At 42.2% G+C, this 17074-nt stretch carries 11 protein-coding genes, 3 pseudogenes and 1 riboswitch; of the genes and pseudogenes, 9 read left to right on the forward strand and 5 right to left on the reverse strand.

The annotated features are described in order from the left end of the window. The first annotated feature begins 38 nt into the window (after positions 1–38). Positions 39–3683 carry a glycosyl hydrolase 115 family protein gene (locus tag ACUC6J_RS12005; protein WP_447250253.1) on the forward strand — a complete coding sequence of 1215 codons (3645 nt, stop codon included), beginning with the start codon at positions 39–41 and terminating at the stop codon, positions 3681–3683. Between the two features lie 89 nt (positions 3684–3772). Here ACUC6J_RS12005 and ACUC6J_RS12010 read toward each other — a convergent pair whose 3' ends face one another. After that, entirely contained in the window at positions 3773–4660 is an 888-nt protein-coding gene (locus ACUC6J_RS12010) for a dihydrodipicolinate synthase family protein (protein WP_447250254.1), read from the reverse strand. A gap of 211 nt (positions 4661–4871) precedes the next feature. Then, entirely contained in the window at positions 4872–5516 is a 645-nt protein-coding gene (locus ACUC6J_RS12015) for a YczE/YyaS/YitT family protein (RefSeq protein ID WP_257127056.1), read from the reverse strand. A gap of 114 nt (positions 5517–5630) precedes the next feature. On the opposite strand from ACUC6J_RS12015, the gene ACUC6J_RS12020 reads away from it, so the two are divergent. The 3 genes and pseudogenes from ACUC6J_RS12020 to ACUC6J_RS12030 all read left to right on the forward strand — a co-directional run. Then, entirely contained in the window at positions 5631–6083 is a 453-nt protein-coding gene (locus ACUC6J_RS12020) for a MarR family winged helix-turn-helix transcriptional regulator (protein ID WP_017426905.1), read from the forward strand. Positions 6084–6114: 31 nt separating this feature from the next. After that, the gene (locus ACUC6J_RS12025; RefSeq protein ID WP_016818796.1) at positions 6115–6636 is read left to right on the forward strand and encodes a GNAT family N-acetyltransferase; all 522 of its coding nucleotides are present in this window, start codon (positions 6115–6117) and stop codon (positions 6634–6636) included. An 8-nt stretch (positions 6637–6644) separates the two neighbouring features. Continuing rightward, positions 6645–6743, forward strand: a riboswitch (guanidine-I (ykkC/yxkD leader). Between the two features lie 80 nt (positions 6744–6823). Beyond that, positions 6824–6952 (forward strand): annotated as a pseudogene (locus ACUC6J_RS12030) (QacE family quaternary ammonium compound efflux SMR transporter); the annotation flags it as partial. 166 nt (positions 6953–7118) lie between these two features. On the opposite strand, the gene ACUC6J_RS12035 reads toward ACUC6J_RS12030, so the two are convergent. Continuing rightward, positions 7119–9284 carry an amidase gene (locus ACUC6J_RS12035; protein ID WP_447250255.1) on the reverse strand — a complete coding sequence of 722 codons (2166 nt, stop codon included), beginning with the start codon at positions 9282–9284 and terminating at the stop codon, positions 7119–7121. A gap of 355 nt (positions 9285–9639) precedes the next feature. Here ACUC6J_RS12035 and ACUC6J_RS12040 point away from each other — a divergent pair, with 355 nt between their 5' ends. Genes ACUC6J_RS12040 through ACUC6J_RS12050 form a run of 3 tightly spaced genes read left to right on the forward strand, consistent with a single transcriptional unit; the run spans position 9640 to position 13486 of the window. Further along, a complete protein-coding gene (locus ACUC6J_RS12040) occupies positions 9640–11139 on the forward strand; it encodes a spore germination protein (RefSeq protein ID WP_225164881.1) in 1500 nt (499 codons plus the stop codon). A 17-nt stretch (positions 11140–11156) separates the two neighbouring features. Beyond that, the gene (locus tag ACUC6J_RS12045) at positions 11157–12368 is read left to right on the forward strand and encodes a Ger(x)C family spore germination protein (RefSeq protein WP_447250256.1); all 1212 of its coding nucleotides are present in this window, start codon (positions 11157–11159) and stop codon (positions 12366–12368) included. Positions 12369–12388: 20 nt separating this feature from the next. Then, a complete protein-coding gene (locus ACUC6J_RS12050) occupies positions 12389–13486 on the forward strand; it encodes a GerAB/ArcD/ProY family transporter (RefSeq protein WP_447250257.1) in 1098 nt (365 codons plus the stop codon). A gap of 20 nt (positions 13487–13506) precedes the next feature. On the opposite strand, the gene ACUC6J_RS12055 is transcribed toward ACUC6J_RS12050, so the two are convergent. Next, positions 13507–13731, reverse strand: coding sequence for a hypothetical protein (locus ACUC6J_RS12055; RefSeq protein ID WP_016818801.1), 225 nt, complete (start codon positions 13729–13731; stop codon positions 13507–13509). Positions 13732–13858: 127 nt separating this feature from the next. Further along, positions 13859–14323: pseudogene (locus tag ACUC6J_RS12060) on the reverse strand (LysR family transcriptional regulator); the annotation flags it as partial. A 608-nt stretch (positions 14324–14931) separates the two neighbouring features. Between ACUC6J_RS12060 and ACUC6J_RS12065 the strand changes: the two are divergent. Further along, positions 14932–16605 carry an RICIN domain-containing protein gene (locus ACUC6J_RS12065; protein ID WP_249507471.1) on the forward strand — a complete coding sequence of 558 codons (1674 nt, stop codon included), beginning with the start codon at positions 14932–14934 and terminating at the stop codon, positions 16603–16605. A gap of 166 nt (positions 16606–16771) precedes the next feature. Continuing rightward, positions 16772–16987 (forward strand): annotated as a pseudogene (locus tag ACUC6J_RS12070) (nitronate monooxygenase); the annotation flags it as partial. Positions 16988–17074 lie beyond the last annotated feature (87 nt).

Consider the following 17074-nt stretch of genomic DNA (forward strand, 5'->3'; position numbering starts at 1 on the left):
ATTTTCTTCCGAATGGAGCACATGAGGAGGTTAGACACTTGAAATCACACCAAACCCAGAATGAATTTGAACTGTTGAAAAGAAATCACGAGGTGCCTGTTTTTGTTTCCGAAACGGAAAACAGCGCGGTGCATCTTGCTTTTTGCAATCTTATGCGAGATATTGATTGGGTTTGCGGTTGTAAGCTAGTGCGAGCAAAAGAAATGGACCAAAGCAGCATCGTGATCGGCACGATCACAGACAATGAGCTGTTACTCGCTTATCTGCAAGATAAAGGGGTATCGCTGAAAAAACTGATGCTGGAGGATGGCTCGTATCGGTGGGAAGCATTTCTTCAGGAAGTCATTGACGGTGTGTTATATATCATAGGAACCGACAGGCGCGGTACCATCTTCGGAATCTATGACTTGTGCGAGGCGATGGGTGTGTCTTCGTGGTATTACTGGGCGGATGTACCGGTGAAAACCTGCGATGTATTTTGTTTGCCTTTGGACTTCTCCAAAGCAGATTGGCCAGCGGTTCAGTACCGGGGAATTTTCCTGAATGATGAGGAAGAGCTTGATGACTGGGCCAAGATTCATACTCAAGATGGCACAATCGGACCTGACGCATATCAATCTATTTTTGAACTTTTACTTCGTCTGAAAGCCAATTTCATTTGGCCTGCCATGCATGTGAATTATTTTAATGAGAATCCCGAAAATGGAGCACTCGCGGAAAGAATGGGGATTGTAGTAGGCACGTCGCATTGCGATATGTTGCTTCGCAGCAACCAGAATGAATGGGAGCCATGGCTCGCAGCCAAGGGTTATGACGACGCCTCATACGATTATTCCATCGAAGGTCGAAATCGCGAAATTCTACAGGAATATTGGCGGGAAAGTGTCGAGAAGAATAAAAATTACGAAGTGTGTTATACGGTTGGCATGCGTGGAATCCATGACTCTGGATTTCATACGCAGTCCATTGATGATGATAATTCCATGTCTAAGGAAGAACGGGCAAAAGCCAAGAGTTCTCTTTTAGGAAAGGTCATACAGGATCAAAAGCAAATTCTCAAGGACGTGATCGGCGAGTCAAAAGAAAATGCTTCATTACAGACATTTATCCCGTACAAAGAAGTATTAGAGCTATATGACCGAGGTCTTGATCTACCTGAAGGTGTGACCCTCATTTGGGCAAACGACAACTTTGGGCATATGCGCCGATATCCGAATGAGAAGGAGCGTCAACGCAGTGGAGGCAACGGTTTGTATTATCACAGTTCTTACTGGGCAGCTCCAGGAACGGCGATGAGTTATCTTTTTATCAATTCAATTCCATTGGCCCATACAGGGAATGAATTGAAAAAATCGTATGAATCGGGAATCCGGAAATTGTGGATTCTGAATGTTGGCGGGTTGAAGCCCCTTGAACAGGATATGGAATTCTTTTTGCGATCTGGCTGGGAAGCCGGCAAAGAAGAAGGAATGACCAAGAATGCTTCCAAATTCGTCGAATCTTGGATAAATGCCAATTTTTCCGGCAATCACGGACCTGAAGCTGCGGAAATATACGAAACATTTGCACAGGTCACTAACGTACGAAAGATCGAACATATGCAATCCAATGTATTTTCACAAACTGTATTAGGTGATGAAGCAGGGCGTAGATTAATGCGGTTGGAGGATGTTTTTCGTCGAGGCAATGCCATAATGTACAGCCTTCCGGTGCAGGAGCGGGTTGCATTTTTCCAGATGTTTCTCATGAAAATTCACGCATCGTATTATACCAACCATGAGTTTTATTTTGCCGACAGAAGCACGCTTTCTTATGAGCGCGGAAACATGCAGGCTGCTGACCTATATGTGGAGCTTTCGGTAAAAATGGCGGACTACAAACGAAGAATGCTTCATTTCTATAACGCAAAAATGAGTGAAGGCAAGTGGAACGGAATCCTGACACCGGAAAGTTTTCCACCACCGCCTACCGCCTTATATCCTGCGCGAAAGCCCGCATTGAAAATTGCTCAAGGTGGCATGAGAATCGACCTTTGGAATGAAGAACCAACGCTGCGCTTTTCCATCCATGGTCAGAAACGAAAATGGTTCGAGATTGGAAACCAGGGGAACGGAACCATTCCATTCACGATTGAGGCAATGGAAGACGCAGATTGGATCATTCTTTCCGAAAGTGAAGGATCGATCCAAACGGAGAAAAGAATTCTTGTCTCGGTCATCGATCCGTATAAGCATGCGGGAAAGACTGCGCAACTGACCGTCCGAAACCATAAAGATATGACATCTGTTCCAATAAAGGTGCAAGTTGAGAAAGGTGTAAATGTTCCTGAAACGTTTTACGGACATATAGAGGCAGACGGGTATGTGTCTATCCCAGCAGCCTCCTACGACCATAATGTTCCCGGTGTAGATTCGACCGATAAGTCCGGTTGGGTGGCCATACCGGGGATGGCAAGGTATGAGGGAGCCGCGATGATGGCCTGGAGCGGTGAACTACGACCGCTTGCAGGAGAGCTTAAGAATCATCCATATTTAGGATACGATATTTTTTTGAAAGAGGCTGGACAGTTTACCTTAGAGATTCATCGTTTTCTTACTTTAAATTCGACAGGCAATATTCGTTTCGGTATTGGAGTCGATGATACAGCACCCATTCTGGTAGAATCAGAGACTCGTGACGAGTGGTTGGGGGCTTGGCAGGAAGCCGTCTTTAATAACGGTGAGAAAATGAGAGTGGAGCTGCCCTACCTGGCTTCCGGTATACATGTCTTAAAAATTTATATGGTAGATCCTTATGTCACTATCAACAAGTTCGTGATATATACGAAAGAGCAAAAAACGAGCAATTTAGGACCGATTTCCAGTGAGCATCATCATAGGCTGGTTACCGATCATGGACTGGAAAGTCCTACTGTGAATTGGAATGAAGTCGAACAATTATGTAATCAATTTTACGAAACGGGGGAGCATGAAGTACCTCTTCCCGTCGTCCTTTATGCCACAAGAGATTTTTACGCCACCATCGATGAAATCTTCTTGAAATGTTTTGATGTTCCGCAGACCACGTTAGGGGATAAACGCTATACAGAAATTTGTGATGCTGATGGTACAAAGGATGTTATAAAAGAATTTGGTGCGGGTATGTTTATCGAATCGAACGGCATCGTTGCGATCGAAGCCGAATATGCGTTGGAAAACTCTGAAAATGCATATCTCACGTCCAGTAAAGACGTTAATGCTATTCGCTGGAGCCACTTACAGGCCGAAACCAATGGAAGAACAGGTTTCGCCATGCATGTCTCTGAGCCTGGAAGGCAGTGGGATAACCCGGATATTGCTCCAGCGATGCATTACAAAATAAACATCACGAATTCAGGTCTTTACCATATTTGGATTTTGGTTCGACATCATAACGACCAATCCGATTCATGCTACTTATCGCTGGACGGCGTAGTAAGACCGTTATCCGAACAATTGGGCAAGGGCACACTGCATACGTATAACAACGCTCAAGTGTACTATTGGTGTTTACTGTCGGATTTGGAATTGCCCAGTGGTGTTCACCTGTTTTCGATCTTAGCTCGAAAGTCGCAACTCCGAGTCGACCGGATATATATGACACAAGGGAGCGAATTACCGCCTGTGGATGCTCTCTGGACGGATTCGATAAGAAAACAGTCCTAAGCTAAAACAGCGTCTCCATGCTGAAAGAGCGGAATCTAGATACATGTTGAGATTCCGCTCTTTTTTTGATAAATAGTAAAAGAAACAATTCATTCCTGAAGATTCTTTAGTATAAGTTTCAAGTGTTCTCTAGCTGATTGATTCAATGGTTGTAAGGGCAGAGGAAGACTGGGACTTGAGATTAAGCCACTTATTTCTGCTGCTGCTGAAACAACACGAAGGCTACCATACTGATGAAATAACGTCCAAATAGGTTCAAGTAGTGTCGAGAGTCGTTCTGCTTCGTCAGCAAAACCGTCCTGGGCCAATCGGGTTATTTTTAGACACGCCTTTGGAAACAAACCGGCGAGAACGGAGTACCATGCTTCACAACCTGCATTCAAGCCGGTGACTGCAAATGAATCTCCACTTACTCCTATAGTTACATGGGGAGGAATCGACTCTCGTAGTTTTTTGATGCGTGTCTTGGCTGCTTCGGGATCATTAGGTACTCCGGGAATCTTAATAGAACCAACATGAGGTAACTCAGCAATTCGGCCGTGCAATTCGTCACTGAAATGAAAATGGGAGGTACCTGGATTATCATAGACACAAAGTGGAATGGAGAGTGAACGGGTTACCTGTTCATAGAGTGAAAATACTTCTTCATTCGTTAGTGCTTGATAGGAGATAGGGGCTAGCAGCACTGCACTTGCTCCTGCTCTTTGTGCATCTTCCGCTAATCGAAGTACTTCTAAGGTACGAATCGCACTTATACTTGTCATCACGGGAATCCCGTCTGCTGAGTGGACAGCAAGTTGAAGAACCCGGAAACGTTCTTCTCGATTAAGATATGCATAATTTCCAGTTGAACCCAATGCCCCAATTGAGTCTACACCAGCTGCAACTAATCGTTGAATCAGTGCTACAAATGCTTTTTCGTCAATGCCTGTCTCATTCACCGGGGTGAGTGGAAAAGCAGATAATCCGTGGAACATAAAGTTACACTCCTTTATGAATTGACCTTCAAAATACAAACACATTATAAAAATGAATTAGACACAATTAAAGTACCAATTAAGAGACAAATAACTGTACCAATTCTTTTAGAGAAACTTAAAACTGAAAACAAAGATTCTGTATTGAAATTAATATAATGATATTATGCCTTCAGATCAGGTCAGTTGAATGATAAAGATAAAAAGCATTCTACATTGAATGCTTTTTATCTTTATCATGATTTGGTGATGTACCAGAGTGTGTTAATATGCGGTCTAATACTTTTCCAGTGAGGGGCATGAAATAATTGAGTATTACCCCCCCTAAACAAACAGTTAACAAAGTTCCAATGCCAATGGGTCCATTTAAAATGAATGCTATGATCAAGAAGATAAGGTAAATGAATGTTCTCGAAAAAAATAGATTTTTTCCAGTTAATTCTTGTATGATTATGGTTAATCGGTCAACTGGAATGGGTGCAAAGTTTGTCTGTAAATAGGTTGCAGTTCCTAATCCCACAATAACTAAACCAGTTCCAAAACAAACAACTTTGCTGTACCATAGTTCAGGTGTTATTAAATCCTGCAATAAAAAAAGCCACATATCAATACCAATCCCCGTTATAAATGCTGTTAACAACCCCAAAACTTCTGGTCTTTGTCTTTTTAAAAGTGAATTACAACAGATCAAGATTAAAGCCATTATGATTTCCCAACTTCCTACAGTAAGCCCCACATTTGTGGATAGTCCTACCAATAGTGCATCAAAAGGTGATGTCCCAAGGTCTGATTGTATAGTGAAAGAAATACCAAGGGATAATATAAAAATTCCTATTACAAAAAAAACATATTTCACTTTACTCGACCTCTTTATTATAATTTCAAGTTGCAAATGCAACAAAATTAGGGTAGATTAAATATATACTATGTTTATTGCATTTGCAACAAAATAGGAGCAAAGGAGTTCATTATGAAGGAAGTACTTCGTGAAATTGGAATGATAGCAAGGGCATTAGATTCTATCAGTAATATTGAATTCAAAGAATATGACCTTACAAAAGGACAGTATTTATACCTTGTACGAATATGTGAAAACCCAGGAATTATTCAAGAAAAGTTAGCTGAGATGATAAAAGTAGATCGAACAACAGCATCTCGCGCTATCCAAAAACTTGTAATTAATGGTTTTATTGAAAAGAAAGAGGATCAGCATAACAAAAAAATTAATAAACTCTTTCCAACAGAAAAAGGAAACAGTGTTTATCCTTTCATAAAAAGAGAACATGATTATTCGGATCAAGTTGCATTAGCGGGATTTTCGGAAAGTGAAGTAAACACTATTTTTACTCTTCTTCAAAGAGTAAGAAAAAATATAAGTGATGAATGGGAATTTGTGAAAAAAGGGAACAAAAGAAATTATTAATTGATTTATATGAAGGAGCGATATAGTTATAATGAATGTGAAAATGATCAAATGCAGCTGTGAAGATGTACAAATACTCCAAGAAATAAGCATTGAAACATTCAACGATACTTTTAAAGATCAAAATTCACCTGAAAATATGCAAGCCTATCTGGAAAGAGCATTTAACTTGAAACAGCTGGATAAGGAATTGGCTAATGTCTCTTCAGAAATCTTTTTCATCTATTTCAATGAAGAACTTGCCGGATATTTGAAGATCAATATAAATGATGCCCAATCCGAAAAAATGGGTGATGAGTCACTCGAAGTGGAGAGGATTTATATTAAAAACAAATTTCAAAAACATGGGCTGGGTAAGCATCTGTTAAATAAAGCTATCGAAATTGCACTGGGACATCATAAAAAGAAGGTTTGGCTCGGTGTATGGGAAAAAAATGAAAATGCCATTGCTTTTTATGAGAAAATGGGGTTTGTTCAAACGGGTGCACACTCTTTTTATATGGGGGATGAAGAACAGATTGATTTCATAATGACCAAAACATTAATACTATAATTGAATTTAAAAAGATTTTCTAGGGTTTCGCGATGTCATATCGGCTGGTCCAAGAGAAAACTCACAGTCGTTGTACTGTGTCACGGAGGGATAAGAGCCTGGGAGAAAAACTGCTGTATGCAGTATGATCTCAGGCTTTTTTTCATTGCTGCTTTAGTTCCGCACTACATTTACAGCGTTATCAAAAACTGGTATTGGAGCTTTGGTCGGGGCCATACTGGATATGATCCTTTATGGTGAATCACGTAATACCACGAGAATTTTATTCATTGCGATAGTACTCAGTTCAGCGGTTGGACTGAAGCAGGTAAGCTGAATAATGATGGGATTTGAAGAAAAACTCCCTATACTGTGAAAGCAGCGAGGGAGTTTGCTAATTTAAATATTTAATTCAAAGAGCTGGAAGTTACAGCTTCATCTGACCAACCTCCAGCCTGCCCAGCTCAATGATCCCGTTGCTAAGACCATGATGTCCTTCGTCATTAGGGTAAAGTGACAGACTTGATTTGAGCTGCGGTATTTCCGTAAATATCCTTCGCCAGCACGAGAATATGCAGTGTATCAGCTTGGGAGGCGCCTCCCTGCTTGAATTTAGTAGTTGGGAGCGCTGCTGACCAATTAGCTTTATCTTCTGTAATAGCGACACGCATGCCATTGACATAAACTTTGAGCTGCGTGATTTCGCTTTGATCTGTGACTGAACCTTCCAAAGCGAGAACATCGTTTTTGACCGAAGCATTCAACTTAAGTGCAGGGGCTTCTGCTTCCTTGCGTTTAGAGGGTGGAAGAGCAGTTTGCGGGTTATAGGAAAAGGTTTCATCCTCAAGCGCTGGCGTGCGTGTTGCAATAGGACGGTTTTTGGTTGCCTGCTCATAGGAATAAGCGTATCGAAGCAGGTCATTATCGCTATATGCGGCACCTGCCATCGTCAGATTGACGGGCATACCAGTATCCTTCATAGCGCCCATACTCACAGACACACTTGGGATCCCGTACTCGCGTAGAAGGAAATTCGTATTGGAGAAATAGTTGCCATTCTCCCAAGCCTCCTCATAAGACGTTTCATTCACATCAGAATCAGCCTTGCCAATATTCGAATTGGCCGGGAAAGCAATAAAATCAAGGTTGTTTTGCTTCATCCAATTTTCAAAATCTATCTTTCGTACATTTTCCAGCCCCCGCAACCCTTCATGAAACTGAGGAATTTGTTCGAAAGGGGTGACGCCTTTCTTTATGGTTTCAATGAATACGTCATAGTGACCAAGGTCTCTGCCACGTTTGGCATCTACCGAACCGGGCGGATTCGGGAAGACAGTTGCAGGGTCGATATTAGCCCATGACGGGAAATTCGGATCGCCCACACTTTTAAGGAATTCCTCAGCTGCATAAGGATTAAGCAGCCCGAATTCCTTTTCACTCCATTTTGCCGGCATCAAACCACGTTCTTCAGGTGTTTTCGCTGTTGGTCGGTCCTTCTCGCTGTTCACTTGCAAGGGGAAGTCAACTTCCACAACTTCAGCTCCAAGAGCTGTTAAATCCTTTACAGCTTTTTCCCATAATGCTTGTATTGAAGGTCTGAATTTAATCGGAGTTGTGGTTTCATGGTCCTTACCGATATAGATTTTCGGAACACCGATTCGTTTGCCTTTCAAAGCTTGAGTATCTCGCAGCTCTAGATAGGAATTGGGACGAACACTGTTGACAGAAGGGAGGCGAACGGCTTTCTGTTCTCGCCAGAAATCACCTTTTGTGATTTTATCCTCTACAACAATCACGTCAAGCAAGCGGAGCATGTCCTCGACAGTCCTCGTATGTGGGACCACGACATCCCGTATAGGAAAAAGCGGCCAATTCCCCCGAATGGAGATTAAGCCCCGCGATGGCGTGTAGGCAATTAAACCATTGTTAGATGCTGGTGATCTTCCAGAAGATACTGTTTCTTCTCCCATACCGAAGGCAGCGAGGTTGGCGGCTGTTGACACGCCAGATCCGTTAGAGGAGCCAGAGTACCAGGCTGCAGCCAAATAATTTGGATTGTACGGACTTTCAGCACGGCCATAAACGCCTCTCTGCATTCCTCCTGCTGCCATTGGCGGCATGTTGGTTTTACCAATTAGCACTCCACCGGATTTGCGTATCTTCTCTACTGTAAAGGCGTCATCTTTTGCCATCAGATTTTTGAAAGCTGGAGATCCAGAAGCGACAGTTAGTCCTTTAACCTTGTAACTGTCTTTAACTGTGTAGGGGATGCCTTGCAGAGGCCCGGTATTAATCCCCTGTGCCCTTAGCTGATCAGCCTGAGCAGCTTCTTTTAGCACATCGGGATTTAGAACAGGGATTGAATTCAGCCGAATGCCACTAGAATCATAGGCGTATACCCGGTTGAGGTACATGGCTGTGAGCTCGACACTCGACAGTGCTCCTGACTTCATCGCGTCCTGCATCTGAGCAATCGTAGCCTCTTGCAATTGAAATGTAACCAGGGAGGAGGTAGATTCACTAGTTTTACTTGAGGATGAGAGTGAGGGTGAAGGAGCGGCGGATGCAAGCGAGCATCCCGTGAGAGTTACAATTATCCCAGCCGCGATCCATTTGCAATAGCTACCGATTACATTCCTTGTATTCGCTTTTACCATTCGTGCGCGCATAGCATTTTCACTCCTTAAAATAGGATAGATAGAATTAGGAATTTGAATAGAGGGGAATGAGGAAAGGGTTCTTTTTTTGTATAAATCTTTCTAATTATACTACTTATTTTCATCCGAAATGTCAATTTTTGTAATGTTGAGGGTAAGGAAGTACGGTACGATACAAGTTTTGATTTTTGTTCTCAGCTACTCTCTTTTTCTTTCAGCATATTTCAGAGTATTACAGGTGAACATACTGTAATCTTTTTGGCATACAGGAGTAAAAATCTAGCAGCGGCCTGATTACCGATAATAAAATTCCCATATACTGCATAAAACAGGTTTGGACAGCAAATAGTATGGGCAGGAGGTGTAGATGATGCCCAGTAATGAAGACCCCTTGATCTCCATGAATTTAGCAAACAACTTGAAGGAAATCAGGTCCCGGCTTGGAAACAGCCCTGATATTATTATTCGTAAATTTGAGCTGGTAACTTCACATATAGAGGTGGCTGCTGTATATCTCAACGGTTTAAATGATAAAAACATCGTCGATGAGTTTATTACGCACATTATGGCCTTTGACACTCCCAACTGGGGAGGTCCGGAAGTCAAATCGGTAAGCGGAATTTATCAATTTATGAAAGACAAAGCCTTGAGTATCGGTGAAGAAAAAGTACTTAATGACTGGAAGGAGCTTTTTGAAGCCATTTTATCTGGAAATACGATAATTCTAGTGGATGGAATGGCCAAAGCTATTAGCGGGAACACCAGCGGGGGCGAGGTCAGAGCGGTCACAGAGGCTTCTACCCAGGTAGCCATCCGCGGTTCCAAAGAAAGTTTTACGGAATCCATTGGGACAAATCTCTCCCTGGTCCGCCGGAGAATAAAAAACGTCAATCTATGGATTGAAACGATGAAAATCGGTGCTGTTACACAAACCGATGTGGCTATCATGTACATAAACGGCATCGCAAAAGAATCGACGATACAGAACCTAAAGCAAAAGTTACAGGGTATCCATATTGATTCCATTCTGGAATCAGGGTACATAGAGCAGCTAATTGAAGAAAATAAATATTCACCTTTTCCAACACTCTATAATACCGAGCGTCCGGACAGTGTAGCAGGTAATCTGCTGGAGGGGCGAATTGCCATTTTTGTTGATGGAACGCCCTTTGTGCTGATTGCGCCTACTACCTTTTTTATGTTTTTTCATGCAGTTGAAGATTACTACCAGCGATATGATATCTCATCCTTGATCCGGTTATTGAGATTTATGTGTCTGGCGATTTCTTTGTTAGGCCCCGGTCTGTTTGTGGCAGCTCTGAATTTTCATCAGGAAATGATCCCGACCCCGCTGTTGATTAATCTGGCCTCCCAGAGAGAAAATGTACCCTTCCCTACTTTTATTGAGATACTCCTGCTTGAAGTGACGTTTGAGATTATCCGTGAAGCTGGCGTTCGAATGCCAAGCCCAATTGGACAGACAGTATCGATTATCGGAGGGTTGGTAATTGGGCAGGCAGCGGTGCAGGCAGGCATTGTTACTCCAGCCATAGTCATCGCTGTCTCTCTCACGGGTATTTCCAGTCTTGCCACCCCGGCGTTCAATATGGCTCTTTCGGTGCGAATTCTTCGATTCGTCATTATGTTCATAGCGGCATTTATGGGGCTCTACGGCGTGTGCGTGTTTAGCTTTATAATGATTGCGCATATGTGTAGTCTAAGCTCCTTAGGGGTTCCGTATATGTCTCCTATGGGTCCGTTTATAGCCCAGAATCAGCATGATGCCTTCTTCCGATTACCCTTCCAATTCATGAAGACCCGACCGCGCTTAATCAGTCAGAAAAAGCACAATAAACGTATTAGGTAAAGAGGGGGGCAAGCCGAATGAAGGATAAAGGGCTGCTGCGAATCATACTTTGTATTCTTATAATTATGCTGCTGACAAGTTGCTGGAACAGACGGGAACTAAATGAACTGGCGATCGTAACCGGCATTGGAATCGATAAAGCCCCAGATAAAGAGGAATATGAGGTCACTTTTCAAATTGTGAATCCTTCGTCGACGGCCACAAGTACGGGCGCAAATACAGGACAATCTACCACTACGGTCTATTCTACGACGGACAGGACTTTATTTGGCGCATTTCGCAAAACATCAAAAAAGACAGCAAGACAGTTGTTTTTTGCCCACACGCAGCTTGTTGTTATCGGGGAAGCGTTCGCCAGAAGTGGAATAAATGAGATTTTTGATGTGTTTGAAAGGTCTCACGAGCTTAGGTTGAACTCTACTGTTCTGGTTTCAATAGGTGTTGATGCTAATGCTGTTCTGAAAATCCTACTACCTATAGAGAGTCTGCCTGCGATAGGCATGGTCAAGAAAGCTAAAAACACGGCGAAAATATGGGGAGAAAACAAGAATATCAATATTTTTGAATTAATTAATGAAATCACTGGGGAAGGAGAAGTGGCTATTAGTGGCATCCGAATTATCGGAGACAGGGAAGAAGGCAAGAAGAAAGCAAGTTTGGAACAGACGGAAGTGAAGGCTATTCTCTCAATAAATGGGCTTGGAGTGTTCAAAAAAGGGAAACTAACAGCGTGGCTGGAAGGCTCCGAGGCCAAGGGTACCTTATGGGTTCAGAACAAGATAGATCAAACCATAGTCAACATCGATACAGAAAATATGGAGGCATCGGTCGCAGTCCATATAAATTATTCCAAAACGGATATAAACGTGGAGCTTCAGAAGGGGATACCCGTTTTTCATGTTCACATTCAAGAGGAAGGAAAAGTGAACGAAACACGGGGATTTGTAGACTTCAGTAGTGCGGACGAGATCATGAAGTTGGAAGAGCAATTGGCCAAGCATACGAAAGAAGAAGTAATCCAGTCCATACAAGCAGCTCAGCGGTTAAAAAGTGACATTTTTGGTTTTGGCAATGAACTGAAACGTCTCCGTCCGAAGGAGTGGGAAGCAGTAAAAGAGCAGTGGGACTCCTTGTTTGCCCAAGGCAAGCTGGACATTCGTGTAGAGGCTTATATCCGAGGGACAGGAATGAGGTTAAAGCCGTACATGAATAAGGATCAATTTAACTAAAAGGAAGCGGAGCAGAAGAGATGAAAAAAAAAGTTATTGGTACAAATCAATTGTTTGCCATGATTATTTTATTTGAATTAGGAACGGCCATTGTGATTCCCATCGGGCTTGAAACTGGACATACTATATGGTTATCGATCCTTCTAGCTTTGCCTGGGGGAGTGCTTTTGTATCTGATATTTCATGATTTGTACTGTCAATATCCTAATCTGATCATCAGCGGATATACCCAAAAAATCCTGGGTAAAACTATTGGGTGGCCATTGAGTTTTCTGTACATTCCTGTTTTAGTGTTTAATGGGTCTAGAATCTTGCGCGAATCCGGTGACCTGCTGATCGCTGCTTCCTATGACCAAACGCCGGTATTCATAATCAATGCCATTATGGTCACTGCTGTCATATATATTCTGAATAAGGGGGTTGAAGTGTTTTTTAGAACGTCAGAAATTTATCTGATAGTTATTTTTTTCATGGGTTTCATATGTTTTTTTGTCGTGATTGCTGCGGGGCTGGTTGATTTTAAAAATCTGTTTCCGCTGCATGCTGTGGATTGGAAGCAGGCTCTTAGGTCGGCTTTTCCCAATATTTTAACTTTCCCTTTTGGCGAGCTGATCTGCATGACTACAATTTTCCCTCATCTGCAAAAATCTTGTCAGTCCCGAAAAACAGGGATTGCGGCTATCGTTTTAAGCGGCATCCTGCTTTGTTCTACACATGCTATCGAAATTTCAGTACTTGGAAAAAATATATATGAGAGAAGTACCTTTCCCATGTACACTACGATAACACTGGTTAACCTGGCAAATTTTATCCAACGGTTGGATGCTCTTGTTATATTAACTTTAATTATAGGAGTATTCTTTAAAATGACCCTCTATTGTTACGCCGTCATAGCTGTGACTGCGGACTTGTTCAAAGTACAAGATACCCGAAGACTGGCCATTCCTGTTGGTGTTGTTGTTCTGTTTGGTTCGCTGATCAGTGCGGAGAATTATCCAAGGCATTTGGAAGAGGGAGCATTCTTTTTGCGCTATATCCTGTCTGTTCTATTCACGGCCATTCCCATTCTGTTGTTCGTTGTCCACCGGGTACGCAAAAGATTAGGGCTATTGCGATAAGCGATAAGCGTTGAGCTTAGTTATTTCCGCAGACTCCTTTTCCGTACAGCTGCTGTAATGACATTAACAAAAGGAAGAAATAGAAAAAACACCATGACAATTACCTCTGGTATGGCTGTGTTGGCGAAGGCCGCCCGGATAGAGTGAAATGCTTCAAATAGGCTCATTCCTGACAGTAAATCGATTAAGATGGTCATCGACAATGCTAACAAAGCCAAGATGAAATATAAAATTACAATTTTCATGGTTCTTAAGTCTCCTTGGTGTGGAACTGAAATTACTACAGTTCTGAAATAGGGAAGCTAATGCTATTATCTCCACCAATACATACCCGTAGTCAGGTATTGAGCGTTCTTGGTCTTTATCTAAAATGCCTTCTTCATTCGTAATAAAACAATGGTTGGTGTTCTCTCGCTTGTATTCATCAAAATGGTCTGGACCGTCATTGTTGCACACCAGGACAATGTTCTCCTTGACCAAAGAATAATGAATGCATTTTTCCGGATGTATTTCCGGGTAGACCATCAAAGCCACATCTACACGTCCACTAATTAAGTCAACCTGGTTCTGTTCACATGTACCGTTGGTAAGGATGAATTTGACATGAGGATATTTTAAAGAGAACTCCCTAATAATCGGACTTAATCTAGAAATCGTTAAAGACTCTGGTGCAGCCACCCTTACAACGCCTTTAACCTCCTGGTTGCTTCGTATATTTCTAATCTGGTCATGAGTAGCCAGTAGATCTTCTGTTAGAGGTACTAATTCTCTCCCTAATGGGCTGAGCTTCAGATGCCTTCTCTCGTAAGTGAAAAGCTCCCCGCCAATCTCTTGGCGTGAACAGGAAGCATGGCTAAACCGTTTCCCACAGTTTATTGAACAGGTGGACGGCTTCGACATACACTTTGTGCACGTTTGAGGTGAAGGGACATCCGAGCGACCACTGTTGCTGACTCATGGGTGGCCAGGATCATTCGTAGAGATGTTAGAACTAATACCTTATCCTAAATTGTTTGCCGAGCATCTAAATCGTTTTTTTCATTCATTAAACATCTGATAGTCTCTATCCTTGTGAGGGTTATGAACAACCAGTACAATTGGTTACCGTCTGCACAAAGTTGCCCTCAACCCTAGTCTTCGAAATAACCACAATGAAACTGGAAATAAAAATGAAGAAAATTGATGAGCATGTACCATTTAAGAAGTCGCCTAATTGGCGGCTTTTTTGTGTTAACAACCTTTTGTCTTTCAAATCCTTCAGCTAACAGTTCAAAAGAACTATTTTTTAAGATATTACTATTATCAAACATCGAAGTACCGATAAACATAATAGCGCAGAAAAAACAGGTATATATACCAACTCAAAGGAGAATTACATAAAGGAGGGATCGAGAAAAAATAGCAGAGGATTTATTTTAAATACACTAATATAAGGAGAATGTAAATTGTTGAAAAAAACACTATTAGTATCAATTATTTTTTGCCTAGTAATAAGTGCATTTGGATTCACTGAGAAAACATTGCCGAAAGCTGCAGCGTCCACTGGATTTGATCATCCTGGTCTATTACATACGAAAGCAGATTTTGACCGAATGAAGCAGATGATTCATGAAGGCAGACAACCCTATTTGGATGGTTGGAATCAATTGCTGTCCAGCCCACTTTCACAGGCTGGATGGAAACCACGCGCTACTTCTATCATTATCCGGGGAGGAAATGAGCAAAATGTAGCTCTGTTGTATAATGATATAGCTCGTGCTTACCAGAATGCACTTCGTTGGAAAATTACAGGGGACACCGCAAATGGAGATACAGCTCGTGATATTTTGAATGCCTGGTCTTCTAATCTTAAAACGATCTCCGGCAATGCTGATCGCTACTTAGCGGCGGGAATTTATGGGTATGAGTTGGCTAATGCAGCAGAACTTATGAGAGATTATCCGGGGTTTAATGTGGAACAAATGCAGAACATGCTTCTTACTGTATTTTACAAACCATTGAACGAGAGATTCCTTATTGGCAATGAATACGGCAATAGTCATAATGATTCATATATACAGAATTACTGGGCGAACTGGGATCTAAGTAATATGGCTGCCACCATTGCCATCGGAATATTCTGTGACCGCCAGGATATTTATGATATCGGTGTTGAATATTTTAAAAATGGTGCAGGAAATGGGTCCATTTATAATGCGATCCCATTCCTTCATCCTGATGGTCTTGCCCAATGGCAAGAGTCTGGAAGGGACCAAGCGCATACTCAATTAGGCGTTGGTTTAATGGCAACAATTGCTGAAATGGCATGGAATCAGGGAGATGATCTTTATGGATGGGCGGACAATCGCTTCCTGCGTGCTGCTGAATATGTTGCCAAATACAACAATGGCGAGGATGTGCCCTTTGCAACATATGAATGGGGATCAGGAAGAAACGGTGCGGTAAATATTCAATCTGGAATATCGCCTGACAAACGTAGCGAAATGCGTCCCATCTGGGCGATGATCTACAACCATTATGTCAATCGGAAAGGTCTGTCTGCACCCAATATTGCTGCCCGAATGGCTTTGGAAGGTACCGAAGGTGGTCCGAATTTGAAGTATCCATCCACGTTTGACCAACTTGGTTTCGGGACTCTTCTTTACACCCGGCCAGCCGGCAGCGGAGATCAGGCAAGCCTTCCTGCTGGAAATGTTCCTAATGGTATTTATCGCTTGCTTGTGCGTTTGGACGGCAAGGCTATGGAAACCGAGAATACGATAGAAGGTACAAGTGTAATTAAATCAACCTATACAGGTGAAGCAAATCAGCAATGGAGTGTTACGCATCTAGGTGGAGGTCAATACAGTATCAAGAATGTGCAGAGTGGACGTTCACTTGAGGTAACAAATGGCTCTCTTGATCATGGCGCTAAATTCCAACTGGCTGCTAGTACTGACCAAGATCAACAAAAATTTGCTTTTATCTCTACAGGAGATGGTTACTATCGCATCACTCCTGTCATTTCCAATAAGCCAGCTGATGTCACAGGTCTATCCACTGCAGAGGGAGTTCCTATTCAGCAATGGCGGTATACATCCAATTATAATCAACAATGGAAGCTTGAATCTATTGAATAGCACTGATCAATAATTTGCCTAAAAGCATCATTTTAACATTTGTTTATTCATTCAGTTGAATCTCATTCAGCATTTCTTAGTCAAGCCACAATATTGGAAAAGATGTACGGTCAAAAACTGGTGTCGATATTCCGTTCGGCGCCAGTTTTTCTATAATTGAAAGAGAACAATTCCTGCTTACCCTATTCAAAACGCGATGACCCGGGACATTCGTCAGGCGGCTGCAAAAGCGAACAGCCCCGAGTATATGTCACTTTGGGCGGGCCAGGGTCTTCGGTTAGCCAACGACCAACCTGCTGCTTCAATTGTAAAACAAACCATTGATCAAGCCGGTATTCTTGTCCAAAGATTTTCTATCACTGGAGTAGTCGATAATAAATAGGAGAAATTATTGCTGCGAAAATCGCGGCTTTTTTTATTTGTCGCGATTTAGATTGACGATGAAGAGGCAGAATGCCATCGTATTCCT

The sequence above is a fragment of the Paenibacillus sp. JJ1683 genome, from assembly GCF_053006485.1.

What these genes read in the sequence shown, in the direction of transcription:
- ACUC6J_RS12025 (WP_016818796.1), top strand. Translation starts at nt 6,115, where the DNA reads ATGAATGTGAAAATGATCAAATGCAGCTGTGAAGATGTACAAATACTC.
- ACUC6J_RS12050 (WP_447250257.1), top strand. Translation starts at nt 12,389, where the DNA reads ATGAAAAAAAAAGTTATTGGTACAAATCAATTGTTTGCCATGATTATT.
- ACUC6J_RS12045 (WP_447250256.1), top strand. Translation starts at nt 11,157, where the DNA reads ATGAAGGATAAAGGGCTGCTGCGAATCATACTTTGTATTCTTATAATT.
- ACUC6J_RS12020 (WP_017426905.1), top strand. Translation starts at nt 5,631, where the DNA reads ATGAAGGAAGTACTTCGTGAAATTGGAATGATAGCAAGGGCATTAGAT.
- ACUC6J_RS12035 (WP_447250255.1), bottom strand. Translation starts at nt 9,284, where the DNA reads ATGCGCGCACGAATGGTAAAAGCGAATACAAGGAATGTAATCGGTAGC.
- ACUC6J_RS12040 (WP_225164881.1), top strand. Translation starts at nt 9,640, where the DNA reads ATGATGCCCAGTAATGAAGACCCCTTGATCTCCATGAATTTAGCAAAC.
- ACUC6J_RS12055 (WP_016818801.1), bottom strand. Translation starts at nt 13,731, where the DNA reads ATGAAAATTGTAATTTTATATTTCATCTTGGCTTTGTTAGCATTGTCG.
- ACUC6J_RS12010 (WP_447250254.1), bottom strand. Translation starts at nt 4,660, where the DNA reads ATGTTCCACGGATTATCTGCTTTTCCACTCACCCCGGTGAATGAGACA.